The organism is Winogradskyella sp. UBA3174 (assembly GCF_002364335.1).
Taxonomy (GTDB): Bacteria; Bacteroidota; Bacteroidia; order Flavobacteriales; family Flavobacteriaceae; genus Winogradskyella.
The window spans coordinates 1-24,598 of record NZ_DEXW01000040.1; the positions used below are offsets into that span (position 1 = coordinate 1).

General features: G+C 31.1%; 24 protein-coding genes, 1 other RNA gene and 1 pseudogene. 12 read left to right on the plus strand and 14 right to left on the minus strand.

Translation table 11 applies throughout. The features are described 5' to 3' along the window. Positions 1 to 2,700: Ig-like domain-containing protein (locus tag B2U95_RS06480; protein ID WP_296313968.1), on the minus strand; the 2,700-nt coding region annotated here is incomplete at its 3' end. 328 nt (positions 2,701 to 3,028) lie between these two features. Here B2U95_RS06480 and B2U95_RS06485 point away from each other — a divergent pair. The 4 genes from B2U95_RS06485 to B2U95_RS06500 all read left to right on the plus strand — a co-directional run bounded on the left by B2U95_RS06485 (position 3,029) and on the right by B2U95_RS06500 (position 7,084). Continuing rightward, positions 3,029 to 3,514 carry a SixA phosphatase family protein gene (locus B2U95_RS06485; protein WP_296313970.1) on the plus strand — a complete coding sequence of 162 codons (486 nt, stop codon included), beginning with the start codon at positions 3,029 to 3,031 and terminating at the stop codon, positions 3,512 to 3,514. Next, on the plus strand, positions 3,514 to 5,568 hold the full coding sequence (ppk1, locus tag B2U95_RS06490) for a polyphosphate kinase 1 (RefSeq protein ID WP_296313972.1): 2,055 nt from the start codon (positions 3,514 to 3,516) through the stop codon (positions 5,566 to 5,568). Before B2U95_RS06485 ends, ppk1 begins: the two co-directional genes overlap by 1 nt. A 1-nt stretch (position 5,569) precedes the next feature. After that, positions 5,570 to 6,475, plus strand: coding sequence for a Ppx/GppA phosphatase family protein (locus B2U95_RS06495; RefSeq protein WP_296313976.1), 906 nt, complete (start codon positions 5,570 to 5,572; stop codon positions 6,473 to 6,475). 78 nt (positions 6,476 to 6,553) lie between these two features. Further along, positions 6,554 to 7,084 (plus strand): porin family protein, encoded by a 531-nt coding sequence (locus B2U95_RS06500; RefSeq protein ID WP_296313979.1) that lies wholly within the window; start codon positions 6,554 to 6,556, stop codon positions 7,082 to 7,084. 50 nt (positions 7,085 to 7,134) lie between these two features. Here the strand turns inward: B2U95_RS06500 and B2U95_RS06505 are convergent, their stop codons facing one another. The 4 genes from B2U95_RS06505 to dnaX are packed head-to-tail and all read right to left on the minus strand — an operon-like array spanning position 7,135 to position 11,192. Continuing rightward, complete coding sequence (locus B2U95_RS06505) at positions 7,135 to 8,259, minus strand: T9SS type A sorting domain-containing protein (protein ID WP_296313981.1); 1,125 nt, start codon at positions 8,257 to 8,259, stop codon at positions 7,135 to 7,137. 35 nt (positions 8,260 to 8,294) lie between these two features. Further along, on the minus strand, positions 8,295 to 8,876 hold the full coding sequence (locus B2U95_RS06510; protein WP_296313983.1) for a tRNA-(ms[2]io[6]A)-hydroxylase: 582 nt from the start codon (positions 8,874 to 8,876) through the stop codon (positions 8,295 to 8,297). 2 nt (positions 8,877 to 8,878) lie between these two features. Beyond that, positions 8,879 to 9,463 (minus strand): hypothetical protein, encoded by a 585-nt coding sequence (locus tag B2U95_RS06515; protein ID WP_296313984.1) that lies wholly within the window; start codon positions 9,461 to 9,463, stop codon positions 8,879 to 8,881. Positions 9,464 to 9,467: 4 nt separating this feature from the next. After that, positions 9,468 to 11,192 (minus strand): DNA polymerase III subunit gamma/tau, encoded by a 1,725-nt coding sequence (dnaX, locus tag B2U95_RS06520; protein ID WP_296313986.1) that lies wholly within the window; start codon positions 11,190 to 11,192, stop codon positions 9,468 to 9,470. Positions 11,193 to 11,295: 103 nt separating this feature from the next. Between dnaX and rnpB the strand changes: the two genes are divergently transcribed. Then, positions 11,296 to 11,603: RNase P RNA component class A (rnpB, locus tag B2U95_RS06525), an RNA gene on the plus strand. Positions 11,604 to 11,652: 49 nt separating this feature from the next. Here the strand turns inward: rnpB and B2U95_RS06530 are convergent. From B2U95_RS06530 to B2U95_RS06555, 6 genes are all read right to left on the minus strand, one after another. Then, positions 11,653 to 12,183, minus strand: coding sequence for a hypothetical protein (locus tag B2U95_RS06530; protein ID WP_296313988.1), 531 nt, complete (start codon positions 12,181 to 12,183; stop codon positions 11,653 to 11,655). 432 nt (positions 12,184 to 12,615) lie between these two features. After that, entirely contained in the window at positions 12,616 to 12,945 is a 330-nt protein-coding gene (locus B2U95_RS06535) for a hypothetical protein (RefSeq protein ID WP_296313989.1), read from the minus strand. Further along, the gene (locus B2U95_RS06540) at positions 12,921 to 13,220 is read right to left on the minus strand and encodes a hypothetical protein (RefSeq protein WP_296313990.1); all 300 of its coding nucleotides are present in this window, start codon (positions 13,218 to 13,220) and stop codon (positions 12,921 to 12,923) included. The genes B2U95_RS06535 and B2U95_RS06540 overlap by 25 nt, the downstream gene beginning before the upstream one ends. Positions 13,221 to 13,403: 183 nt before the next feature. After that, positions 13,404 to 13,937, minus strand: a complete 534-nt coding sequence (locus tag B2U95_RS06545) for an RsmD family RNA methyltransferase (RefSeq protein ID WP_296313991.1) — start codon at positions 13,935 to 13,937, stop codon at positions 13,404 to 13,406. Next, positions 13,937 to 14,743 (minus strand): DUF3822 family protein, encoded by an 807-nt coding sequence (locus B2U95_RS06550; RefSeq protein ID WP_296313993.1) that lies wholly within the window; start codon positions 14,741 to 14,743, stop codon positions 13,937 to 13,939. The genes B2U95_RS06545 and B2U95_RS06550 overlap by 1 nt, the downstream gene beginning before the upstream one ends. Before the next feature lie 2 nt (positions 14,744 to 14,745). Next, positions 14,746 to 15,561 carry a hypothetical protein gene (locus B2U95_RS06555; RefSeq protein WP_296313994.1) on the minus strand — a complete coding sequence of 272 codons (816 nt, stop codon included), beginning with the start codon at positions 15,559 to 15,561 and terminating at the stop codon, positions 14,746 to 14,748. 155 nt (positions 15,562 to 15,716) lie between these two features. Between B2U95_RS06555 and B2U95_RS06560 the strand changes: the two genes are divergently transcribed. The 6 genes and pseudogenes from B2U95_RS06560 (at position 15,717) to B2U95_RS06585 (ending at position 20,819) form a co-directional block, all read left to right on the plus strand. After that, the gene (locus B2U95_RS06560; protein WP_296313995.1) at positions 15,717 to 17,159 is read left to right on the plus strand and encodes an ATP-dependent DNA helicase; all 1,443 of its coding nucleotides are present in this window, start codon (positions 15,717 to 15,719) and stop codon (positions 17,157 to 17,159) included. Between the two features lie 358 nt (positions 17,160 to 17,517). Then, positions 17,518 to 17,685 (plus strand): annotated as a pseudogene (locus tag B2U95_RS16210) (DUF4126 domain-containing protein); the annotation flags it as partial. A 33-nt stretch (positions 17,686 to 17,718) separates the two neighbouring features. Further along, positions 17,719 to 18,447, plus strand: coding sequence for a 3-deoxy-manno-octulosonate cytidylyltransferase (gene kdsB / locus B2U95_RS06570; RefSeq protein ID WP_296313998.1), 729 nt, complete (start codon positions 17,719 to 17,721; stop codon positions 18,445 to 18,447). After that, a complete protein-coding gene (locus tag B2U95_RS06575; RefSeq protein ID WP_296314000.1) occupies positions 18,438 to 19,151 on the plus strand; it encodes an HAD family hydrolase in 714 nt (237 codons plus the stop codon). Before kdsB ends, B2U95_RS06575 begins: the two co-directional genes overlap by 10 nt. A gap of 35 nt (positions 19,152 to 19,186) precedes the next feature. Continuing rightward, positions 19,187 to 20,269: an iron-containing alcohol dehydrogenase family protein gene (locus tag B2U95_RS06580; protein WP_296314002.1), complete on the plus strand. Its 1,083-nt coding sequence runs from the start codon at positions 19,187 to 19,189 to the stop codon at positions 20,267 to 20,269. Position 20,270: 1 nt separating this feature from the next. Beyond that, a complete protein-coding gene (locus B2U95_RS06585; RefSeq protein ID WP_296314004.1) occupies positions 20,271 to 20,819 on the plus strand; it encodes a 1-acyl-sn-glycerol-3-phosphate acyltransferase in 549 nt (182 codons plus the stop codon). 221 nt (positions 20,820 to 21,040) lie between these two features. On the opposite strand, the gene B2U95_RS06590 is transcribed toward B2U95_RS06585, so the two are convergent. Continuing rightward, a complete protein-coding gene (locus B2U95_RS06590) occupies positions 21,041 to 21,499 on the minus strand; it encodes a nuclear transport factor 2 family protein (RefSeq protein WP_296314005.1) in 459 nt (152 codons plus the stop codon). A gap of 179 nt (positions 21,500 to 21,678) precedes the next feature. On the opposite strand from B2U95_RS06590, the gene B2U95_RS06595 reads away from it, so the two are divergent. Beyond that, a complete protein-coding gene (locus B2U95_RS06595) occupies positions 21,679 to 22,602 on the plus strand; it encodes a LysR family transcriptional regulator (protein WP_296314007.1) in 924 nt (307 codons plus the stop codon). Here B2U95_RS06595 and B2U95_RS06600 read toward each other — a convergent pair. Then, positions 22,599 to 23,690 carry a heparan-alpha-glucosaminide N-acetyltransferase domain-containing protein gene (locus B2U95_RS06600; RefSeq protein WP_296314009.1) on the minus strand — a complete coding sequence of 364 codons (1,092 nt, stop codon included), beginning with the start codon at positions 23,688 to 23,690 and terminating at the stop codon, positions 22,599 to 22,601. The two genes, B2U95_RS06595 and B2U95_RS06600, sit on opposite strands and share 4 nt — an antisense overlap. Before the next feature lie 94 nt (positions 23,691 to 23,784). Next, positions 23,785 to 24,528, minus strand: a complete 744-nt coding sequence (locus tag B2U95_RS06605; protein WP_296314011.1) for a hypothetical protein — start codon at positions 24,526 to 24,528, stop codon at positions 23,785 to 23,787. Between the last annotated feature and the right edge of the window lie 70 nt (positions 24,529 to 24,598).

The following is a 24,598-nucleotide window of genomic DNA, read 5'->3' on the forward strand; positions in this document are numbered from 1 at the left end:
ACATTCTTCAGTTACAGCATCGGCTTGTGTAATAGTAACAGAACCACAAGAGTCAGTACCAGTAGCTAAACCAGTATTAGCACTAGTTTCATCTTCTGTACATTCGATAGTGATATCAGCAGGAGCAGATATTGTAGGCGGTGTTGTGTCTTCAACAATTATTCTTTGTGTATCCGTAGCTGTGTTTCCACAGTCATCTGTAGCAGTCCAAGTTCTAATAATAGTTTTCGTATTTCCACATTCTTCAGTTACAGCATCGGTTTGTGTAATAGTAACAGAACCACAAGAGTCAGTACCAGTAGCTAAACCAGTGCTAGCACTAGTTTCGTCTTCTGTACATTCTATAGTGATATCAGTAGGAGCTGTTATAGTAGGTGGTGTCGTATCTTGAACAATGATAGTTTGTGATGCAGAAGCAGAGTTGCCACAATTATCATTTACAGTAAATGTTCTTAAAACTGTAATAGGACAATTATCTATAGATGTTACAATATCAATATAAGTTATGCTTTGGATATTGAAATCGTCAGAAGCATTATAATTTGGATTGGAAGCAAAAGTTGATTCTATATCACCAGATTGCACGTTGCTAAGGACAAATACTGAATTAACAGTTGTAATATCTGATGCAGAACAACCTTCAAGAGTAATTGTTGTTGGAACTGTTATTTCCGGACTTTCAATATCGTCTGTTCCAATGGTACCATTTATATCAAATGTACACCCATTGGCATCAGTTATTAAAATAGTATAATTTCCTGCTATAAGATTTTCAAATAATCCACTAGGTTGATTTGTTGTACCATTATCTATAGAATATTGATAAGGGCTAGTTCCACCTGTAGCTTCAGCAGTTATAGTTCCAGTTGAGTTTCCGTTACAATCTACATTTGTTGTATTAGTAACAGATGCAGTTAAAACATTTACTGGTTCACTAATTGTAGCTAGATTGGTCGCGGTACATCCATTGGCATCAGTAATTGTGACAGTGTAGTCACCAGCAATTAAACCCGTTTGATCTTGTTCAGTAGAACTATTATTCCATAATACTGTATATGGTGCAGTACCACCATTAATTGTTAAATCTATGTCACCTGTGTTATCACCATAACATAAAACATCAGTTTTAGAAGCTATTGATGAAGTAAGCTCTTCAGCAGGCTGATTTACTGTAAAGTCAACAGAAATATTACATCCGTTAGTGTCAGTAACTGTTACTGTGTAAGTACCACTTAATATATTTGATAAATCTTCTGATGTTGCTGTATTATTCCAAGAGTAAGTATATGGTGGTGCACCTCCAGAAGCGGTTATATCTATTGCTCCATCTTCGCCTAATGTACATGGTACATCTGTCACTGTTCCAAAAACTTCAAGATTAGTTAAAGTAAAGGGGTTATTTGGATATTCAATTTCACAAGTAGTATATTTATTTTTAACCTTAAGTACGTAGGTGCCTTCACTCAAATTGGTAAAGTCTGGTGATGTCTGATAGGCGCCATTATTTACGGAATATTCATATTCTTCACCGAGTGGAGTTGTTACTGAAATCGTAAAATTATTTGTAGAACTACAACCAACACTTATTTCAGGAGAGGCTGGTTCTTCATTATAAGTTAAGGTTACACTAGCCTGATCGCAAACACTTGTATTAGGTGCTGGTAAACAAACTTCATAGTCAAAAATAACATCACCTACAAAACCAGACGAAGGAACATAATTATAAGTTCCATTTGGATTTAAAGTAAATGATTGACCAGCCGGCGAAGGACCAGAAATTAAACTATATGTAGAGTTTTCAGGAACGTTATTGATTTGGTTAAGATCACCATTAATAGTATTGTTTAAACAATTTGCCTCCGTTTGATCTACAGCATATTTTTGTAATATAAAGAATTTACCATCACCATGATCTCTACTTGCAGCGATGAATTCTATTTTAGTAATTTTAGAGCCTGTTTCTGCAATAGCATCTAAATAAAATAGGCCAATACCTATGGTTTGCCCGTTTTCATTACAACGTCCAGATCTCCAATAATCCGATCCATTTACAGGAGGTTGAAAATTACAGCCTGTATAGTTACCAACATTTCTTACAAACGTTTCTCCAAGTTTTTGTTCTAAACCACCAGCTGCAGGTGTACCCCAAACTTTAATAAAAAAACAATTATTACCACCTCTTTCTGTAACGGCTAAAACTGCATCGGCATTAGAAGGAATTGCAGGGCTATAAAAAATGGTTTGTTTTTGTGCGTCTGTAGTTAATGCAGCAATTGAATCTGAACAAATATTTCTACCATTTGGATTGGCAGTAAAATAATGATTTAGATTTTGATTTTGAAAAGCAGTAGTTGCTATTGTTAACCAATTTCCAGAGCCACTATTACCTGGTAAAGTAGTACCATTCTGTCTTATTCTATTTGGAACATTTCCATCAGGACCTAGATTTGTCATTCTGTAGCTTGTTGGTACAACAAACGTATTATACTCTAATCCATTAATGTTTACAGATTGAATTGTCGCTGGGTCATTTAATGACAAATTTTGATTATCTGACCATTGAAACGTTACACCAGTCTGTATAGAAGGTGCTTGCGAATCTTCTTGGGCAATTAATAGATTTGGTAAAACAACAAAAAGTGCTATTACTATAACTTTTTTTATACTTACCACAGAAATACAATTGTATTTATTTCTCATATTGTACATAATAACTAATAATATCTACGATGTTGTAAATTTCAAATTGTCGGATAATACACATACATATGTGTAGTTAAAACAACTATCTGTTTCACTGCATGTTATTTGTTTATTTGCTTAATGAGAGGGAATTATTATTAACGTAAATGAAATATAGAATGGATTAATATATTTTTGATTTGGGATCATTTACATTAATTTTACGTTAGCAAAAGAACTTATAACTTGAGTCATAAACAAACATTCGAGTTAAAGCGGCAATTTAGTCGTTAAAACGTAAACACGCAACCTTTTGTCGTAATAATTTGCATTTAATCGATAAAATATGAAATCTGTAATACTTGTAAGGCATGGAAAATCGTCATGGGGTGATGATGTTATAGATAAGGATAGACCTTTAAAATCAAGGGGTGAGAGTGATACGAGCCTAGTAGCTAAAGAATTCATTAACCACCAAATATCTTTAGATAAAATTTTATCAAGTTCAGCAAAAAGAGCCTTTACTACTTGCGAAATCTTCTGTAAAGTGCTTAATTATGATAAGAATGAGGTTGAAGTCAGAGATGATTTATACGATTTTGGGGGAGAAAACGTCATTTCTGTGATTAAGACACTAAAAGATGATATAAATACGATCATGATTTTTGGCCATAACCACGCATTTACTTCTATTTCTAATATCTTTGGGTCTAAATTCATAGAAAATTTGCCTACAGGCGGATTAGTTAAATTAAATTTTGAAATTCACACTTGGAGTGCTTTTAATAAAGGTATTACAGAACTAGTAATTGTTCCAAAAGAATTAAGATAATGACAAAAGATAAAAATAAATATATAAATAGAGAGTTGAGTTGGTTGCAATTTAACGCTCGTGTTTTACAAGAAGCTGCTGATGAAAATGTACCTCTAATAGAGCGATTACGATTTTTAGGTATTTTTTCTAACAATTTAGATGAGTTTTTTAAAGTTAGATATGCTACAGTTAAGCGTATTTATGAAGCAGGAAAAGGTGGCAAAAGTGAGTTAGGTGGTATAAAAGCAGGTGACCTTCTTGAAGAAATAACTCAAATTGTTATAAAGCATCAAAGTACAAGTTTAGAAATTTTAGAGAATATAGAAAATGAGTTAGAAAAGGAAGATATTCATATAATTAACGAAAAAGAGATTGATGCAGAGCATCATAACTTTATTAAGAACTACTTCTATCAGGAGGTGAGTCCGGCTTTAGTTGTTATTGTTTTAAACGAATACGTAGCTATACCAGAATTAAAAGATAGTGCTGCTTATTTAACTATTAAAATGTCTAACCCAAAAGGTAAAGATCAATTTGCGCTGATTGAAATCTCAAAAGCAATGGACCGCTTTGTTGTTCTACCAATGAAAGATAATTCTAACTATATTATTATGTTAGACGATTTAATTCGTTATTGTTTTGATGATATTTTTAATATTTTTAAATACGAGAGTATCACAGCTCATATGATTAAGATAACGAGAGATGGCGAGTTAGATTTTGATAGTGATTTAAGTAAAAGCTTTATTTCTAAAATTTCTGAAAGTGTAAAGGATAGACAAAGTGGTGATCCTATTCGTTTTGTTTATGATAAAAGTATTGATACAGATACGTTAGATTTCTTGTTAGATATAATGGGAATTGATAAAAAAGATAGTATCATACCAGGCGGACGTTACCACAACAGAAGGGATTACATGGATTTCCCTAGTTTAGGAAGAAAAGATTTATTGTACGATAAAATTAATCCATTACCAGTAGAAGGTTTAAATTTAGAAGAGAGTATTTTTAAAACTATAGCTAAAAAAGATTATTTAGTCTATGCTCCTTATCATGCATTTTCTTATGTAGTAAAGTTTTTACGAGAAGCTGCTTTAGATCCTAAAGTAAAAACTATAAAGATTACAATATATAGATTAGCTCAGATTTCTCATGTAGCAAGTTCTTTGATAAACGCTGCCAAAAACGGAAAAAAAGTAACAGTATCTATAGAGCTTAGAGCACGTTTTGATGAAGAAGCAAATATTAATTATGCTGAGCAAATGCAAGATGCTGGCGTAAATATGCTATTTGGTGTTACCGGTCTTAAAGTCCATTGTAAGATGTGCGTCATAGAGAGAGAAGAGCATAATAAATTAGTGCGTTATGGGTTTATAAGCACTGGTAATTTTAATGAATCTACAGCAAAGTTTTATACAGATTTTACGTTATTAACTGCAAATTCAAAACTACTGAAAGACGTTAATAAAGTCTTTGATTTCTTTGAAGTAAACTATAAAATTAATAGATATAAGCACATCATTGTTTCACCACATTATACTCAATCAAAGCTATTTGCATTAATAGACATTGAGATTGAAAATGTTAAGAAAGGAAAACCTGCATATATAAAGCTAAAGCTAAATAGTATTAGTAGTTATAAAATGATTGATAAACTTTATGAAGCAAGTTCTGCTGGTGTTAAAATACAAATGATTGTTAGAGGTTTGTGTTGTTTAGTACCAGGAGTAAAAGGAATGAGCGAGAATATAGAAGTTATTAGTATAATTGATAAATTTTTAGAACATACACGATTATATATGTTCGGTAACGATGATAATCCTCAGATATACATTTCATCTGCTGATTGGATGACTCGTAATATAGATAATAGAGTAGAAGTGAGCTGTCCTATATACGATAAGGAGATTAAAAAAGAGTTACAAGATTTATTTGAGATATGCTGGAATGATAATGTTAAAGCACGTATAATTAATGAAAATCAAGACAATAACTATCGCGTAAATGATAAGAAAAAGATTCGTGCACAGTTCGAAACTTATGATTACTATCTTAATAAATTAGAAAAGTAATATGCTGAAAATAAAAAAATATGCAGCTATAGATATAGGTTCTAATGCGGTTAGATTGCTTATTTCTAACATTATAGAGCAAGATAATGAGCTTGTTGCTTTTAAAAAGAATTCATTAGTTCGTGTCCCAATTAGATTAGGAGCTGACGTTTTTATAAATGGCGAAATATCTGAGTACAACAAAGAACGTATGCTAGATACTATGACTGCCTTTAGTTTATTAATGAAATCTCATGGTGTCGTGCGGTATAAAGCATGCGCAACATCAGCAATGAGAGAGGCTTCCAATAGTCTGTTGTTATCTAAAGAAGTATTTGAAACTTCAGGAATAAAAATAGATATAATTGATGGAGAAGAAGAAGCAGCAATAATTGCAGCTACAGATTTAAATACCTTTATAGACACGAATAGAACCTATCTTTATGTAGATGTAGGAGGAGGAAGTACTGAGTTCTCTATTATACATAATGGTGAAAAAATAAAGTCTAAATCTTTTAAAATTGGTACTGTACGATTGTTAAATGATATCGTTAAAAATGAAACGTGGTTAGAGTTAGAAAACTGGATAAAAGAAAATACGAAGCAATATTATAAGATTGAACTCATCGGATCTGGTGGAAATATTAATAAAATATTTAAAATTTCTGGTAAAGACGTCGGTAAACCTTTAACGTATTTTTACTTGACCAGTTACTATAAAATGTTACAGAATTTTTCTTATGAAGAACGAATTACAAAATTGAACCTTAATCAAGATAGGGCTGATGTTATTATACCAGCAACACGAATCTATTTATCTGCAATGAAGTGGAGCGGCGCTAAGGATATTTATGTTCCTAAAATCGGATTATCTGATGGTATTATTAAAAGTATGTATTACGAGACTGTACCTAGCGTTGAAGTGTAATTATATTTGGTTTATACTTTTTAAGTATATTTGACCGATAATTATTACAAAAATCAAAAATATCCCAAATTTAATATTATGAAAAGAATTTTACTTGCATTAGTAGTTATGAGTATTACAGTCTCTGGTTTTTCTCAAGAAGTCAGGTATGGTGTAAGAGGAGCACTTAATGTGTCTAACTTAGATTTTGAACCAGATGCGAATTTTGAAAATAAACACCGTAATGGCTTCGCTTTTGGTGGCTTTGTAGATTATGGGTTTTCAGAAGATATATCGGTAATGTTAGAATTACAGTGGTCTGCAGAAGGCGGTAAAGAAGAAGGTTTAAGAGCAGATTATATTCAATTACCTATTCAATTAAGATTTTCACTTTCAGATCGTTTTAGTATTGGGGCAGGTCCTCAAGTCGCATTAAAAACATGGAGAGACAAAGATGGTTTTGCAACATTTACCTTTTCTGGATTAGTTGGATTAGAATATATGATTACAGATGAATTGTTTGTAGATGCAAGATTTACGTATGGTTTTAGTAATATATTAGACGAAGATTTAACGGACTTAGAAGCAAAAAATCATGTTATTCAATTTGGATTTGGTATAAAAATCTAAACCATATTAAATAAAAATAAAAACAAAGCCTTAACGTAAATGTTAGGGCTTTATTTTTTAATAAATTTTAGTGTTGAAACCAATTTGTTCTCTTCACTGAAACTAATAAAATATAGTCCTGAAGGTAATGTGTTTACATCAATTGTATCACTATTTAAAGTTGATGAATTAATAATAGTACCATTAATTGAATAGATTTTATACGCTATATCTTTAGTTAATATAAAGTCATCTACCTTTAATTTTAATTCACCATCAATTGGGTTTTGTACTAGTGTAATGTTTAAAGCTTCAATGCTTTGTTCATCAATAGATAATGTTGTATCACCAAAAATTAATTTTGCTCCTAATAAATCTGTTAAAATTAGTGTTGAACCATTATTAGTGATTTCAAACTCAAAAAAGTTGGAAGTTGATATCCCTAGGATTGAAAAAAAATCATTTTCATAGTTGGAGAAACTACAATCAATTAAAGTAAAAGAGAAGTTGTTAATATTGATATTGTTGGCCCCATTGAAAGATACTGAATAGCCACAGTTATATCCATTACAATCTCCAGAACCACTCGCATATACTGAAAAAGGAATAATATCTAGATTGTTTGTAAGTGTTAAAGTGGGACTTTCGTCTAATGGTACACTAATATTTGGATTACCTGGAATTTCAAGAGTAGATAAATACCATGTTGTAACTAATATTGTGGTAGGCGCAATTTTTTTATACACCAATGTGTCACCATTATTAGTATTAATTAATGTTAGTATTTGATCATTTTCTTCTCCTGCAATGTCCCAGGTATAGTCTAAACCATCAGATAGATTATTGTTAGAAAAAACTTCGAAATATAAAGTCTCATAAATGGCTTTAGGTATTCCTAGACAATTAACTGCCGAACTTTCTAAGCCAAGAATTGTAAGGGTGTTGTTATTTACGGTGTATGAGTTAAAGTAGTAATTACATGTACCGTTGCCGTTAAGTTGGTAATAATTTGGAATTATATCTTCATCGTCAGTAAATGCAAGTGAAATAATACTACCCTCGTTGTAATAGTTATTGTGAGTAACTCCATCTTTAATAATATAATCTAAATACCAAGTTCCAAGTAAATCAGATTGACTATATAGATTGAAACTGAGTAAAATTGATATACAAAAAAACGAATAAAAATGTTTCATAATATTATATATTTGTTCAGTTAAATTAAGAAAAATTATCCATGTATAGTTTCTTTGTTACTAAGATTCTTCATAATCTCGGCTTCGAACTGTAGTAGTTGCTCCCATTTTTCATCAACTTCTTTTCGGTCACCATATTTGCGTGCAAAATTTAGGAACATGGTATAATGACCTGCTTCACTAATCATAAGTTTACGATAAAAGTTCGCTAATTTTTTATCTTCTAATTCTTCAGATAATAATCTAAAACGTTCACAGCTTCGAGCTTCAATTAGTGCTGCATATAATAAACGATGTACAAGTTGTGTTGTTCGGCTTCCACCTTTTGGAAAGAATTTCAGTAAGGCAATTACATAGTCATCTTTACGATCTCTACCCAAAGTCCAGCCACTCTCTATCAGTCTGTCATGTACCATTTTAAAATGGCTCATTTCTTCAGTAACTAAGTCTGTCATTTCCTGAACAAGCTCCGTATATTCTGGGAAACTAACAATTAAAGAAATAGCTGTACTCGCTGCTTTTTGCTCGCAGTAAGCATGATCAATTAGAATTTCTTCAATATTTTTTTCTACAATATTTACCCATCTTGGGTCTGTTGGCAATTTTAATCCTAGCATAATTATTTTGTTTCCACTATTACCATATTTGATTTACCATTTTCCATTATAAATAGGGTGTGTAAGGAGTAACGATTAGTTTCTGGTATGGCATATATTATATCTATTAGAACGTCATTTTTTAAAGACGGTTCATCATTAATTTGTATCGATTTTAATACAGCTAACGTATTAAAGTTATAAAGCGGGGAATCTGTTACAAAATTATCCCCAAAGCCTAAAATTTTGTTTGCTCTACTTTTATTAAAGGTCTCATTATAAACGACTTTTCCATTTTTTTCGACACGAATATCAAATTTGTAGTTTCTGTAGTGTGTTTTATAATTAATTGTATCCTTAATTTTAGAATAGACAACGTTAGTTTCCATGTCTGAGTACGTTTTTATATGCACTCTAAAACCATTACTTAATAATGTGTCGACCTTTTGCTCTACATAGGTTTCAGGCGTATAGCTAGACATCTCAATTGTAACAGTTTTTTTAAACATTTTAATACTATCAGATAAAGACCCATTGTGTGATTTTCTACCATCACAACTTGCAAATCCGATACATAGAAGCACTAATAAAACGATTGTTTTTTTCATAACACTAAATATCTAATCCAAATGTTTTTCTGAGAACTTCAATGTTAGGATTTTTATCTTTCAATTTTTCGTATTTCTCTAGAGGTGTAAAAGCATATTTTTTTGCAATTTCTTCATTTACTGTAATATCTAATTTTAAATCGTAGTTAAGCAGCTTTTTCTTTAAGTACGTCATCAAAGGAAATTCTGCGCGCTCTAATTCAATTTTATTTGTAGTGTTAGAATAGGTTAAATGAATTGTTGTGCCATCTAATTTAGGCATATCCATTTGTAAAATAGAAGCCATTATTTTCTGGCCTTTCTTATCCATGGTTACCGTATAATCTTGCCAAGCTTTGGTAAGTGCTTCCTGGGTTACAGGTTCTTTAGGTAAATCATTTTCATCTATTACAACATCCATTTGTCGTATTAGATGCTGTTTCTTCTCTTTGATACTTTTTAATGATAAACCTGAAGTAACTTTTTGCGGCTTATTTATAGAAATTTTTGGTATTGCTACCGACTTAGTGACTGCATTTATTTTTTCTTCTACGCTTATTTTTTCTTCTTTTTTAGGTTGTTGCTCTACAACTTTAGCTATTAATTTTGGCTTTTCTATTGGTATTGGAGTAATACCCTTAGCTTTAAAGTAACAAGGTGGTATTATGAAGTGCTTATTGTTTTTTTTTTCTCCATCAAAAGTGATAGAGGCTAATTGCATTAGTGTAAGTTCAACAAGTAATCGCTGATTTTTACTGGTCTTATATTTTAAGTCGCAATCGTTAGCGAGCTGAATACCCTTCATCAAGAAGCTATTTGATGTTTTCTGGCATTGCTCTATATATTTTATTTTGGTGTCGTCACCAACTTCTAGTAATTCTATCGTAGCTTGGTTTTTACAAACCATTAGATCTCTAAAGTGAGATGCTAAACCAGCTATGTAATGATGACCGTCAAATCCTTTAGATAAAATACTATTAAATTGAATTAACAATTCAGGAATCTTATTTTCTAAAATTAAATCTGTACTGGTAAAATAAGTTTCGTAATCGAGAACATTTAAATTTTCTGTTACTGCTTGTCTCGTTAAGTTTTTACCAGAGAAACTAACCACACGATCAAAAATAGAAAGTGCATCTCTCATGGCTCCATCTGCTTTTTGTGCGATAATATGTAAAGCATCATCATCTGCAATAATACCTTGTTCTTTAGCTATGTATTTAAGGTAATTTTTTGCATCAGTAACAGTTATACGCTTAAAATCGAATATCTGACAACGCGATAAAATCGTAGGAATAATTTTGTGCTTCTCAGTAGTTGCTAATATAAAAATACAATGTTTTGGTGGCTCTTCTAAAGTTTTAAGAAACGCATTAAAAGCCGCTTGAGATAACATATGTACCTCATCAATAATATAGACTTTATACTTTCCAACTTGTGGCGGTATACGAACTTGGTCTGTTAAGCTTCTAATATCATCAACTGAATTATTTGAAGCCGCATCGAGTTCAAAAATATTGAAAGCAAAATCTTCATCTTCAGTAGTATTGCCATCACTATTAATCATTTTGGCCAAAATACGTGCACATGTCGTTTTACCAACACCGCGAGGACCTGTAAATAATAAAGCTTGGGCTAAGTGATTGTTTTCAATAGCGTTAAGTAGTGTATTGGTAATAGCCTGCTGACCCACAACATCCTTAAAGGTTTGTGGTCTGTATTTGCGAGCTGATACTACAAAATGTTCCATCGAAAATTAACTGAATTACAAAGTTAAGAATAACCTAAGAACAGCCATTTTAAGAAGGCTTAAATTTAATATGAGTTATTAACAATTTATGTACTTTTGCATATAAGTAGATCGCCTTATCGATTCTAATTTATTTAGGGTAGGAAAGTCCGAACACCATAGTGCAATCATAGTGGCTAACAGCCATCCACCGAGAGGTGAGGAAAAGTGCAACAGAAAGTATGTACAGGTAATGCTGTAGTGAAACCAGGTAAACTCTATGTGGTGCAATGTCATGTAAACTAACGTTTGAGCGTACACGCGCGATTGTTAGAGGGTAGGCAGCTAAAGTTTACTAGCAATAGTAAGCGTAGATAAATGATAAGGACTCTTTTTTGAGTACAGAATTCGGCTTATAGATTTGCTTAAAAACAAAAAGCCATCTAGCAATAGGTGGTTTTTTTAAATAAACAGCCCAGAATTAGTCTTGTTTTGGTGGTGTAATTTGATAACCTAATGTTTCAATAGCAGCCAAATTATCATAGTAAATTGTACTTCGATTTATTTTTCCATTATTTACACGAGCGGTCAGCTGGTATGGAAGTTTTATATCTTTCCCATTTTGTGTGAACGCGTAAGTTCCCCATTGAGATACCCAATCTCCTTTTAAATTTCCTTTTAAAATTCTAAAAGTTTGCGTCACAAAACCTACTGTTTCATTGGTTCGAATTTTGCGTGTTTTGTTCCAGGATGCCATGGTTTCTTGTTTTGTAATGGAATCGTTAATCGCTGGCCCATAGCCCATGTAAGCGTCGTCTAATAGTTTTTCGACTTCCATCATTTTATCATGTATTAGTGAGTTTACACAGTCGCTAACAACTTTAATGTTTGCTTCAGATTCTCGGTTTTCAGCCACGACATTCTTATACTTTAGGGTTTTATTTTGAGAAAACATTAATTGGCCTGTAATTATAAAGCATAACAGTAGTAATGGCGTTTTTGAAATTTTCATGATACGTGTTTTAAATTATATAATTGATTAATAGTTTCAAATGAATTATTAGGAGAAACACTCTTAAGGGATAGAGCTAATGAAAACAAATAAGGTGTTTGTTTTCTGTTATTCAGGTATTTATATATTGTAATTTAATAAAAAACATGAGTCTAAATGTAGTTTCTTACTTTTTTAACATAACATAGTGCCATTAAAATTTTCAATTAGAGTTGTTTTGTGCGCTGAGATAAACGTATATAAATTACCTGATATAGTAAAACCTCCTTATTGTGTATTGGTTTTTTTATGTGTGTAAAATATTGGGGCTATTCTTTCTTCGACGAATAGTAGCTTAAATCTGGTCTAATACTAGCTTCTATCTGATCGTACTTTGTAGTTAATTTAATGACCTTAAAAAAGGTAGTGGCTTTATCATCACCTAAAAGAACATCATTTTCTTTCCCCCTCTTGAGCGATGTCGAGCTCCTCACCACCACATATTGAAACCATATTGAAACTTTCTTCGCTTCCAAAACCGCTATGATAAACATCATATCCATTTTTGACTCCTTTTGTTTTGAACATTGCTTTTACCTGAGCCAAAGCATCTTTCATCTCTGTAGTATGTTTAGGTCTATAGTAAATAAAATGATACTCAGGATGGTTTTTTCCTACTACACTATTACGTTCTGGACTACAAGAAAGCTTTGGTATTTGATAAGCAATCGCATCACTATGTGAATCGTAATAGGTATTCATAGCGTCAAACATTTTACCCATATCATCATATTCGTTTTATCGGTTAAAGAACCCATAGGATTCTTATCGAGTTCTGCCATGTTTTTAATTGGTGTGACATATACATAACGCCCATCTTCAATACTAATGGCTGTCCAGTTTACATCTTGGATATTATAGGTATCACAACTTTCTTTTAATTGTTTTGCGAGTTCCTCATATTTAGGCATCGTATGAAACTTAACATTGTCCATATGTAAAGCAAAAATTGTTAGTGGCTTATCTTCTGCATTTGCTAAATTAAAAGCAAATATCATAATCATTAAGATTATAAATTCGTTCTGAAATTCTTCATAATTGTTTGGTTTAAATTAATAGCGGATAACCATAAAAAATCATAAAAAAACACGTAGATATACGAACTGGATTATAATCTGTAAGGGCGTTTAAGTGTAATGAAAAAATTCAATTAAGAAATAAGATATACGTCTGATTTTTAGTTATTTAAAAAAACTAAATACATTGCCACCATAACCTTTAGAGTACGAGAAATTTTCTAATTTACTTAAGTCAGTATATTTAGAGTGTTCTACAATTAAAATCCCTTCATCTTCGAGTAATTTATTTTTGAATACTAACTGCGGAATTTTAGAGAATGTTTCTAAATCAAAATCATAAGGTGGATCTGCAAAGATAATGCTATGCTTTTGTTTTGATTTTTCTAGAAATTTAAAAACGTCACTTTTTATAGTGTTAATAGACATTTCAAATGATTCTGCTGTTTCATTTATAAACTTAATACAGCCATAATGTTCATCTACAGCTGTAATTTGTTCTGTACCTCTCGAAGCGAACTCGTAGCTTATATTACCTGTGCCAGAGAATAAATCTAGTACAGATATATCATCTAAATAGTACCCGTTATTTAAGATGTTAAATAAGGCTTCTTTAGCCATATCTGTGGTAGGACGAACAGGAAGCTTTTTTGGTGCAGTAATTCGTCTACCTTTATATAAACCAGATATTATGCGCATTAAAAGGAATTTAATATTAAATAATGATGATGTAAGTTATCTTTATGTATCGTGTTTGGAATTTCAAAAGTAAAATTAGTATCAATAATATTGATATATCTTACATACCTGTAAAGTATGTTATATAGATCACTATTTGTATCTATTTTACCACTTAATTTTATTTGACACGTCTCAACATCTAGCTTTAATTGTTCAAAAACAAATAAGATGTAATAGGTAAAGTCTTCTTTACTATAATAATCAAAAGTATTAACTAGTTGTAATTTATTATTGTCTACAACCAAAACTTCAATTGTGTTAGTGTTTACATTAATGTAGATGTTAGTTTTTTTATTTTTACTAACTTGCTGTAAGGCAGAATCTACCAATATAGTTGATGAATGTTTGTAAACAAACTCTCCAAAGGTTTCAAAAATATAATTATTAATATTTATATAAGGTACATAAACATTTACAGTATCATTAATTGCTAAATCATCTTGAGTTATAAAATCTGTTCGAAGAATTTTAGAATTAAATTTTAAATAATCGGCTTTTTGATTTTCTTGGTATAAAGCTTTTGGAACAAGCGTAGATAATTCATTATGATGAATAATTAAAACAGCATCAAATTCTTCAGAAAATATTGCATTACTACTAAGTTCAGTCTTTAGATGATTAAGAAGATCTAAAGGAGTTAACCTTTGCTCAAATTGAATTGAATTGATATATTCAATCGTATTAGAGGTTCTGTTTAAAATACAAAAAGAAAGTCCATTCAAATTAACTTGAATGGACAACTCCTTAATATTATTTTTTGTCAAAACTACTGTTTGTTAGAAAGATCTTTACCCCAATTCCCATTGGTATTAACCTCTTCCATTGAACCTATTTTTACAGTTGGCCCTTTAACACCAGCTACAGAAAAGGCTTCTTTTTCTTTATCTATTAAATATTTGTCTTGGTCAAAAAGAACAACACGTTTATCAACGTTACACTCAAATACTGAAATATCATCTAATTTACCAGCCTTAATAATAAACTTAGAACCTTCTTTCATCATTTTCTTGAGTTCTTGTTCTTTCTTATTTCCAGATGGAAGTTTTTCAGCCCATTCAGAATATTTTTCTGTCATTTCAGAATCTGAAAAAACATTCATCATCTTCTTATAGCGGTCACGGTCAGAACCTTTCCAGAGAGAATCTTTAACAGAATAATAACTTAGCGTATCTATTAATGTGATTGTTTTCATAGTTTCTACACCACCAAAAGCTTTGGTTCTTTCTTCATCTAATATTGTACTATCTCTTCTTTGTGTAATTGGCACTCTAGCCGAATCAACAAACCTAACCAGTTTATCAAAACTATCTGCATATTCCCTATTTACTTCTTTATAGGCTAATTGTGTATCCCTAACTTCTATAAGACGTTCAATTACTGCTTTGTAACGCTTATCTTTAAGCTGATTAAATTGAATATCTTTATAAACAGACATAAATGTCATGTAACCTAAAAAGATAATTAATGCCCAAAGTGCTATATTAATAAAGGGTTTTAATTTCTTTGGAACAAATTTATCAATTAACCAAACAATAAGGATGGTTAACGCTATAATAACTACAATTGCTATAATTACTTTCATACTAGATTTTTATTAATTAGGTCTATCGCAAATCTACAATTTTTTTTTGTTCGTAAAAACTATCTAAATAAAAATACTTAAAATAAAGAAGTAAATTATATCTAATGTCTCAAGAATAGAGAATAATGGTATATTGCTTTATATTTATTTCCTATATGATTACTAATGCTTCCGCATTCTATTCTCTACTAAAATCTAAGTTTCCGTTTGTACCAACATCAAAACAAGATATGGTACTAATGCAATTATCTCAATTCATTTTTGATACATCCCCTAATCTAATATACCTTTTAAAAGGATATGCAGGTACTGGTAAAACGAGTATAGTCGGTACAATAGTTTCTAATTTGTGGCAAGCAAAAAAAAATGCTGTTTTATTAGCACCAACAGGTAGAGCGGCAAAGGTTATATCTAATTATTCTAAAAAAGAAGCGTTTACAATTCATAAAAAAATATATTTTCCAAAAAAAGAAAAGACTGGAGGAATAAAATTTGTAATGCAACCCAATAAGCATAGAAACACTATTTTTATTGTAGATGAAGCATCTATGATACCTGATTCTCCTTCAGATTCTAAACTATTTGAGAATGGATCACTTTTAGATGATTTAATGCAATACGTATATTCTGGTCATAACTGTAAGTTACTTTTAATAGGGGATAAGGCACAATTACCTCCGGTTAAATCAGACTTAAGTCCGGCTCTAGATGCTGATAAATTGAGTTTAAATTATAATAAAGATGTTATTGGTATTGAATTAGACGAAGTTGTTAGGCAAGAACAAGATTCAGGGATTTTAGACAACGCCACAGAACTTAGAGCAGTTTTAGAGACTACAATTTATGAAAGCTTCAAATTTAATGTAAGTCCTTTTAAAGATATAGTTAGGCTTATCGATGGTTACGAAATAATGGATGCAATTAATGATGCTTACAGTAATGAAGGCTATGAAGAAACAGCCATTATTGTTAGAAGTAATAAACGCGCCAATATGTATAACCAACAAATACGTCAGCGTATTTTGTTTAACGAAACCGAATTGTCTGCAGGAGATTATTTAATGGTTGTAAAGAATAACTACTTTTGGATAAAACCAACAACTGAGGCTGGTTTTATAGCCAATGGTGATATTATTGAAGTATTAGAGATTTTTAGTATAAAGGAATTGTATGGTTTTAGATTTGCAGAAGTTAAGGTGCAAATGGTAGATTATCCTAAAATGATACCTTTTGAAACGGTCTTATTACTAGATACTATAGATGTCGAAAGCGCATCATTATCTTACGAAGAGTCTAATCGTTTATACCAAGAAGTATCTAAAGATTATGAAAATGAAGCCTCTAATTATAAGCGTTTCTTGGGTGTAAAGAATAATAAATTCTTTAATGCTTTACAGGTTAAGTTTTCTTACGCAATAACATGTCATAAGTCTCAAGGTGGACAATGGAATACCATTTTTGTTGAGCAACCTTATTTACCAAATGGTATGGATAAAGATTACATACGTTGGTTGTATACAGCTGTAACACGTGCAAAAGAGAAATTATATCTAATAGGTTTTAAAGATGAAATGTTCATAGAAAATGATTTAAATTAGAATTATGGCAACAGAAACTATTTTAAGTATATTTTTAGGAATAGGACTTTCTGGCTCAGTTTGCATTCAGTTTAGCATCTTGTTTTAATGTATGGAAACTTAATGAATCTTGGCTATGGATAGTTAGTACAACAGTAGTTATTACTTTGGGAATCGCAAGATTAGTTGAGATTATAACCTTTTAGATACTATAGCAATTCCATTAGCCACAATAGCTGGTACTGCCTTTATTTCTCTACAGTTGCAGATTTAAGTCCTCTTATAACATGGGCTTTAGCTATTATTGCAGGTGGTGGTAATGCGCTGCAATTAAAAGTTCTGCTAGCATCACTCACTTAGGTTCAACAGTTTCTACCGAGGTATAGGAAACCCAATAGTGTCAACAATAGAGACTGTTAACGCTCTAGTTATGTGTGTAGTCTCTATCTTTCTGCCAATACTTTCCTTTATTATGGTCGTATTTGTGTTCTATATTGTTTTTAAACTTTATAAAAAGTTAAAGTCTAATAAGTCTAAATCATCCTAAAGTCTTATTTTTGAATCATCATAAAATATATTAATGAAGATAATTTCCATGATACCAGCACGTTATAGTGCATCTCGTTTTCCGGGTAAATTGATGCAAAATTTAGCAGGAAAATCTGTTATTTTAAGAACTTACGAAGCAACTGTAGGAACAGAACTGTTTAGCGAGGTTTACGTAGTTACAGATAGTGATATTATTTTTAATGAAATTATAAGTAATGGAGGTAAAGCCATTATGAGTTTACAAGAGCATGAGTCTGGTAGTGATAGAATTGCCGAAGCAGTAGCTAATGTTGATTGTGATATTGTAGTTAATGTACAAGGAGATGAGCCATTTACAGAGCGCGAAAGTTTACGAAAAGTTTTAGAAGTTTTTAAAGGAGATGTTAATAAAGAAATTGATTTAGCATCGTTAATGGTTGAGATTACTGATTTAGATGAAATTAACAATCCAAACACTGTAAAAGTCATAGTAGATCAAAATAACTTCGCATTATACTTTTCTCGTAGCCCTATTCCGTTTCCTAGAGATAAAAATGTAGGTGCTCGTTATTTTAAACATAAAGGAATTTATGCCTTTAGAAAAGATGCAATATTAGACTTTTCAAAATTGCCAATGCAGTTTATTGAAGCCTCTGAGAAAATAGAATGTATTCGTTATTTAGAATATGGCAAACGCATAAAAATGGTAGAAACAGAAGTACAAGGAGTTGAGATTGATACACCTGAAGATTTAGAAAGAGCGAAGCGTTTGTGGAAATAGATTATGATAACATACAAGTAATTGGCTTCGACGCAGATGATACATTATGGGTCAACGAAACCTATTTTAGAGAGGCTGAAGAAAAAGTAGGTATACTATTATCTCATTATGAAACACCTAATAAAATAGATCAGGAACTTTTTAAAATGGAAATAAAGAATCTTCCAACCTATGGTTATGGTGTAAAAGGTTTTGTATTGTCTATGATTGAGTTGGCTTTAGAGCTTTCTAACGGGTCGGTCTCAAATGAAATAATAGAAAAGATACTTATTATTGGTAAGGATATGATTAACAAACCAATAGAATTATTAGGTGATGTTGAAGATGTACTAAAAAGTTTATCTAAAGATTATAAGCTAATTGTTGCAACAAAAGGAGATTTATTAGACCAAGAACGAAAATTAGAAAAATCGGGTTTGATTGATTATTTTCATCATGTCGAAGTGCTGAGTGAAAAAGAAGAAGCAAATTATACGAAGCTATTAAAACATTTAGAAATAAAACCTTCAGAATTTTTAATGATTGGCAACTCATTAAAGTCTGATATTTTACCGTTAGTCAATATAGGTGCTAAGGCAATTCATGTGCCTTTCTATACAACTTGGCAGCACGAAAAAGTGACTAAAAATGAAACAAATGGTAAGGACTATAAAACAGTTGAAAGATTAATTGAAATTTTAAGTTTTTTCAGAGCAAAAAAATAAACTAAGTTTTTATTTTTGTTAAAGATAAAGAGTAAATGATATATAAGAATTATCCAATGGTATCTAGAGTTGTTTTTGGACGCGGAAGTTTTAATCAGTTAGATGAAATTCTCGCTTTAAAGCGCAAAGGTCGTAACGCACCATTTATATTTTATGTTGACGATGTCTTTAAAGGCAATCATTGGTTAACTTCAAGAATCACATTGTCGTACAATGATAAAATAATTTACGTTCCAACAAAAGAAGAACCTAAAACATCGCAGATAGATCAGCTAGTTGAAAACATTATTCTTGGTCATAGCGAATTACCTTCTGGTATCATTGGTATTGGTGGAGGTATAGTTATGGATATATCGAAAGCAGTTGCGTTAATGCTCACTAATAAAGGCGAATCTAAAGATTACCAAGGTTGGGATTTAATTAAGCATCCTGCAATATACCACGTTGGTATTCCTACGATCTCGGGTACTGGTGCAGAGGTGTCTCGGACCACAATTTTAACAGGTCCAGAAAGAAAACTCGGTATTAATAGTGATTACACACCATTTGACCAAGTTATATTAGACCCAGAGTTAACTAAGGATGTACCAAAAGACCAATGGTTTTATACAGGTATGGATTGTTTTGTGCATTGCGTAGAATCTCTAAAGGGAACCTATTTAAATGCGTTTAGTCAAAGTTATGGTGAAAAAGCGTTTGAGCTTTGTAAAGATATATTTTTAGGTGATGATTTAAGCAGTGAAGATGCGCAAGATCAATTAATGATGGCATCTTGGCACGGAGGAATGAGTATAGCTTACTCTCAAGTTGGTGTTGCACACGCTATGAGTTACGGCTTAGGTTATTTATTAGGTGTTAAACACGGTATTGGTAACTGTATCGTTTTTGATCATTTAGAAGACTATTATCCTGAAGGTGTAGCATTATTTAAACAAATGAAGGCTAAGCACAATATTCAATTACCAAAAGGAATATGTGAATATTTAGAAGATTATCAATTTGATAAAATGATAGATGTTGCTTTAAGCCTAGAACCTCTTTGGGAAAATGCAATAGGTAAAAATTGGAAAAATATTATCACCAGAGAGAAGCTATTAGAGCTCTACAAAAAAATGTAAGATGCGTTGGTTAGCAAAATTAATTTACTTCAAACTCATGGGCTGGAAAGTTGTTGGTAACATTAACTTTTCAAAAGATACAATAAAGCAGGCTATAATCATTGCAGCACCACATACCAGCTGGCACGATTTCTATATTGGTGTCTTATTAAGAAAAATTGCCGATGTTAAAACAAATTTTGTTGGAAAAAAAGAATTGTTTACTTGGCCGTTTGGGTATTATTTTAAAGCAGTTGGAGGACGAGCACTCGATAGAACTTCTGGACAAAATAAAGTGGAAGCTATTGCAAAACTATTTTTAGAATCTGAGGAGTTTCGTTTAACATTAGCACCAGAAGGTACCAGGAAAAAGGTTGAAACTTGGAAAACAGGATTTTACTATATAGCCAAAGCTGCCAAAGTACCTATTATTATGTTTACACTCGATTTTAAGAATAAGCAAAACACAATCTCAGAGCCATTTTATCCTACAGACGATATGGAAGCCGACTTTAAATTTCTTAAATCATTTTTTGAAGGAGTAGAAGGTAAAGTCAAAGCATACAGTTAATCGATAATTCTGAACAATATCTCCATTTCATCTAATTTTATTGCTGTAGAATACATAAATACGCATTAGTTAGTTCATTTTTATACATTTAAGAAAAGTTAATTTGGCATAAGATTTGAAGTGTATTACATAGCAATGAAACATAAAGTAAACTTTTAAGTCCCTAAAAAGAAACATTGCAACCAAAAAAAGCTATCTAATACTATTTAGGCAGCTTTTTTTTATTCTAAATACTTGTTTAATAAGTGATTAGTTTGTGATTGTAGCTTGTTGCTAAAGTAGCGTGTTCCTCCAATAATAAGACCTTTAAGACCTAATGCTTGTTTGGCCCAATTATGTAAATTAAAAGTATCTGTATGCTTAATGATTAGCCCGTCTTTAAATTCAAATTTAGCATCAATTTTATTATGTACTTTTCTGCTAGTTTTACTAAAGTTATAGAAGGATTCCCAATGCGCAGAGCCTTTTTTTTTATTTGCTTCTATTTTTGATATTACGACTTTAAAGTCTTTATTTTTTTGAGAAGCGCATAGCATTTGCCACATCGCTTTGGCTCTTTTTCCTTTCAAGATTCCAAAAGCAGGATCTTCAAAAATAATATCATCATGATAGCATTTTATCATTTTATCAGCATCTAGATTGGTAAACGCTTCATAAAAAATTTCAATTTTAGATCTCATGTAGTAAAATATTTAAAAGGATTAAAAAACTTTAATTTTTAAGAGTAATGGTGTTAGGTTAGTAAGGTTAACTGCTAATAAATGTAAATCCATAAATTTATTAGTTGATGCGCAAAATTGTCATTAATATTTTATTTATTTTTATAAATATTTTAAAAGATAAACATAAAAGATAGCTTATGAATTATACACTGCATCAATTACAGATTTTTTTAAAAATCACACAATTAAAAAGTATTACTAAGTCTTCTGAAGCTTTATTTTTAAGTCAACCTGCAGTATCTATTCAGTTAAAGAAATTTCAAGATCAGTTTTCGGTTCCGCTTACAGAAGTTGTAGGGAGACAATTGTATGTGACTGATTTTGGCTATGAAATTGCGGAAGCAGCTGAGAAAATTTTAAACGAAGTACAAGCTATTAACTATAAAACCATGTCTTTTAAAGGACAAATTGCTGGTAGATTAAAATTATCTATTGTTTCCACCGGTAAATATGTTATGCCCTATTTTCTCTCAGATTTTACACATAAAAACAAGGGAGTAGACCTGCTTATAGATGTAACAAATAAGGCTAGTGTTGTAAAAAGGTTAGAGAATAATGAGGTGGACTTTGCATTGGTTTCGGTTATTCCTAATCAACTCAATTTAGAGCGTATAGAACTAATGGAAAATAAATTGTTTTTAGTCGGAGGCACAAACGAGAAATTTAATATTAAAGCAGTTAAAAATAGAATTTTTGAAAGCTACCCGATGTTATATAGAGAAGAAGGTTCTGCTACTAGAAATGCGATGGAAACGTTTATTTCTAGTCGTAATATTCCTGCAAGAAAGAAAATGGAATTAACCTCTAATGAAGCCCTGAAACAAGCAGTTATTGCTGGTTTAGGCTATTCTATAATGCCACTAATTGGGATTAAAAACGAGCTGAAAAATGGTGACTTACAAATTATTCCGTACAAAGGTTTGCCTCTAGTAACTAATTGGAATTTAGTATGGCAGAAATCTAAAAAACTATCACCAACTGCTTTGGCTTATTTAGATTTTATTAATTCTGAAAAGGATAGAATAATAAAAGAGAGCTTTGATTGGTATGAAGATTATTAAATGCGTTTAATTTTATTTATGATCTTTCTTATGCCAGAATATACAAAGGCATTTGTTCTTACATAATAGAACGAAATAAAGCATACTGAAGTTAAAAAGATGATTGCTCCTATAATGGCTTGCCATGGATTTAATGTTTTACCAATAATTTGATATAGGCCTATTCCTGTAAGACTACCATATATTACTATAAAGTGAATCACATATATAGAGAGAGTTTTTTGACCGATTTTTAAAATTAAAGGCTGTTTAATATATTGTTCTGCAAGATAGAATAATGAAAACAGAACGAGTACATTACCCAATCTTGTGAAGAGGTAATTAAAATTTGCAACATCACTAAACAATTGTATATCTGACCAAAAATAAAGTTTCATAAATAACCATGATGATTTGTGAATGAGTAACATCCCAATAATAAAAAAACCAGAAACAGTTGCTGTTTTAAATCGCGGATGTTCTAAATATCTGTAAAACAATGTGGCAATAAAAGCACCAAAACATATATACCCAAACCAAGGCAGAATGGTAAAAATAGAGCCATTAGCTTTGTTGAGGTAGTTTGCAAAGACAATAGGGATGTCTTTTAATTCTAAAAATCGATAAAGCGGAGCTGTGACAAAAATAACAATACCTAGTAGCAACATTAAGATTGAGAAAATCAATGTTTTTTTAAATGTTAATTTATAAATAGTTACTATAAGAATAAGTGATAAACCGATGCATTGTAATACATCAATAACCAAAAAATAATCTCTAAATTCACCAATGAGCCATTCAAATATTGGAATTCGTAAAGCATAACCAATACCAATAAGCATTAGACCTCTAATAAGTCCTTTACGCATTCGTTTTTCTGCACTACCTGTGTGTTTTGCTTTTATTAATAAATAAGAAAATATTAAACCAGAAATGGTGAAAAAAGTTGGAGCTGTAATTCCTCTAAAGTATTCCCAACATTGAAAAGTTAAATTACTATCGTCTCTGTAAGATACGTCCATTAGGCTGTCTATAAAGTGACCCTGCAACATCATTAAGATAGCAAAAGCTCTAACGGCATCAATAAAATATAGTCTGTTTGTGCTCAAAAAAGGTTTAAGTTGAGTTTCAAAGGTAGTATTTCAATAATTAAGAAGAATTTTTTAGTGAATTGACTGGTGAAAAATAGCTAAACTATTCTTTTTAAATTTCTGAGGCTACTTTTATACAAAAGATTATGTCCAAAGAATCTTCCATGAGAAGTGTAATTTTTTCTCCATTATCATCTGTTGTAAAATACCAATTCGGAAGTTTTTTTGGTACTTCTGAAGTTAACGTATTAACAAAAACACATGCTGTTAAAAAAGAGCCTAAATCAGAAGGATGTCTACCATCAAGCTTATATAAACCAATACCAGGTCTTAACGATCTAGCCAATTTCCAAGCATCTCCCACCAAAACAAGTTTGCCATTATTTTCTTTTGCTGCTTCTTCATATATCTTAGTAATAGTTTCTTGGTATTGTGGTACCTTTTGTCTAGCCCAAGTCACAAAGAAGTAAGGTTTTGCACCAGAAGATTTAATAAGATCACATAACTTTTTAGAATAGTTCAAAAAATCATCTTTTTTATTAATTGTTCCCAGGCTATGCTCTTGTATAACTACAATATCATAATCACCTTCGTTAATATTTTTTTTTGTTTTAAGCCCTTTTTTATTGGTCCAATGGTCCTTAAGCGTTGCACCTCCTGCGGTACTTTTTGAGGTGATCAATTTCACATCTGCACTATCAGATATGATTGAGACAAGATGTGGCATATTAGAGGTAAACGTGTAACTATTTCCTACAAATAGAACAGTTAGCGTGTCTTTTTTGTTTTGAGCTAAGGCTTCATTCGATATTCCAAAGAAGAAAATGGTAATAAATAAATACTTAATTAATTTCATGTATTATTTTTTTTAAATTGTGATCAAATTAAAATGCTATTTCACTGTTTTAAAACTAAAAGCTAGTTAA

Bases quoted from the DNA above. Each gene is read 5' to 3' on its own strand.
- B2U95_RS06485 (WP_296313970.1), top strand. From the start codon at position 3,029: ATGAAATCTGTAATACTTGTAAGGCATGGAAAATCGTCATGGGGTGAT.
- ppk1 (WP_296313972.1), top strand. From the start codon at position 3,514: ATGACAAAAGATAAAAATAAATATATAAATAGAGAGTTGAGTTGGTTG.
- B2U95_RS06495 (WP_296313976.1), top strand. From the start codon at position 5,570: ATGCTGAAAATAAAAAAATATGCAGCTATAGATATAGGTTCTAATGCG.
- B2U95_RS06500 (WP_296313979.1), top strand. From the start codon at position 6,554: ATGAAAAGAATTTTACTTGCATTAGTAGTTATGAGTATTACAGTCTCT.
- B2U95_RS06505 (WP_296313981.1), bottom strand. From the start codon at position 8,259: ATGAAACATTTTTATTCGTTTTTTTGTATATCAATTTTACTCAGTTTC.
- B2U95_RS06510 (WP_296313983.1), bottom strand. From the start codon at position 8,876: ATGCTAGGATTAAAATTGCCAACAGACCCAAGATGGGTAAATATTGTA.
- B2U95_RS06515 (WP_296313984.1), bottom strand. From the start codon at position 9,463: ATGAAAAAAACAATCGTTTTATTAGTGCTTCTATGTATCGGATTTGCA.
- dnaX (WP_296313986.1), bottom strand. From the start codon at position 11,192: ATGGAACATTTTGTAGTATCAGCTCGCAAATACAGACCACAAACCTTT.
- B2U95_RS06530 (WP_296313988.1), bottom strand. From the start codon at position 12,183: ATGAAAATTTCAAAAACGCCATTACTACTGTTATGCTTTATAATTACA.
- B2U95_RS06535 (WP_296313989.1), bottom strand. From the start codon at position 12,945: ATGGGTAAAATGTTTGACGCTATGAATACCTATTACGATTCACATAGT.
- B2U95_RS06540 (WP_296313990.1), bottom strand. From the start codon at position 13,220: ATGATATTTGCTTTTAATTTAGCAAATGCAGAAGATAAGCCACTAACA.
- B2U95_RS06545 (WP_296313991.1), bottom strand. From the start codon at position 13,937: ATGCGCATAATATCTGGTTTATATAAAGGTAGACGAATTACTGCACCA.
- B2U95_RS06555 (WP_296313994.1), bottom strand. From the start codon at position 15,561: ATGAAAGTAATTATAGCAATTGTAGTTATTATAGCGTTAACCATCCTT.
- B2U95_RS06560 (WP_296313995.1), top strand. From the start codon at position 15,717: ATGATTACTAATGCTTCCGCATTCTATTCTCTACTAAAATCTAAGTTT.
- kdsB (WP_296313998.1), top strand. From the start codon at position 17,719: ATGAAGATAATTTCCATGATACCAGCACGTTATAGTGCATCTCGTTTT.
- B2U95_RS06580 (WP_296314002.1), top strand. From the start codon at position 19,187: ATGATATATAAGAATTATCCAATGGTATCTAGAGTTGTTTTTGGACGC.
- B2U95_RS06585 (WP_296314004.1), top strand. From the start codon at position 20,271: ATGCGTTGGTTAGCAAAATTAATTTACTTCAAACTCATGGGCTGGAAA.
- B2U95_RS06590 (WP_296314005.1), bottom strand. From the start codon at position 21,499: ATGAGATCTAAAATTGAAATTTTTTATGAAGCGTTTACCAATCTAGAT.
- B2U95_RS06595 (WP_296314007.1), top strand. From the start codon at position 21,679: ATGAATTATACACTGCATCAATTACAGATTTTTTTAAAAATCACACAA.
- B2U95_RS06605 (WP_296314011.1), bottom strand. From the start codon at position 24,528: ATGAAATTAATTAAGTATTTATTTATTACCATTTTCTTCTTTGGAATA.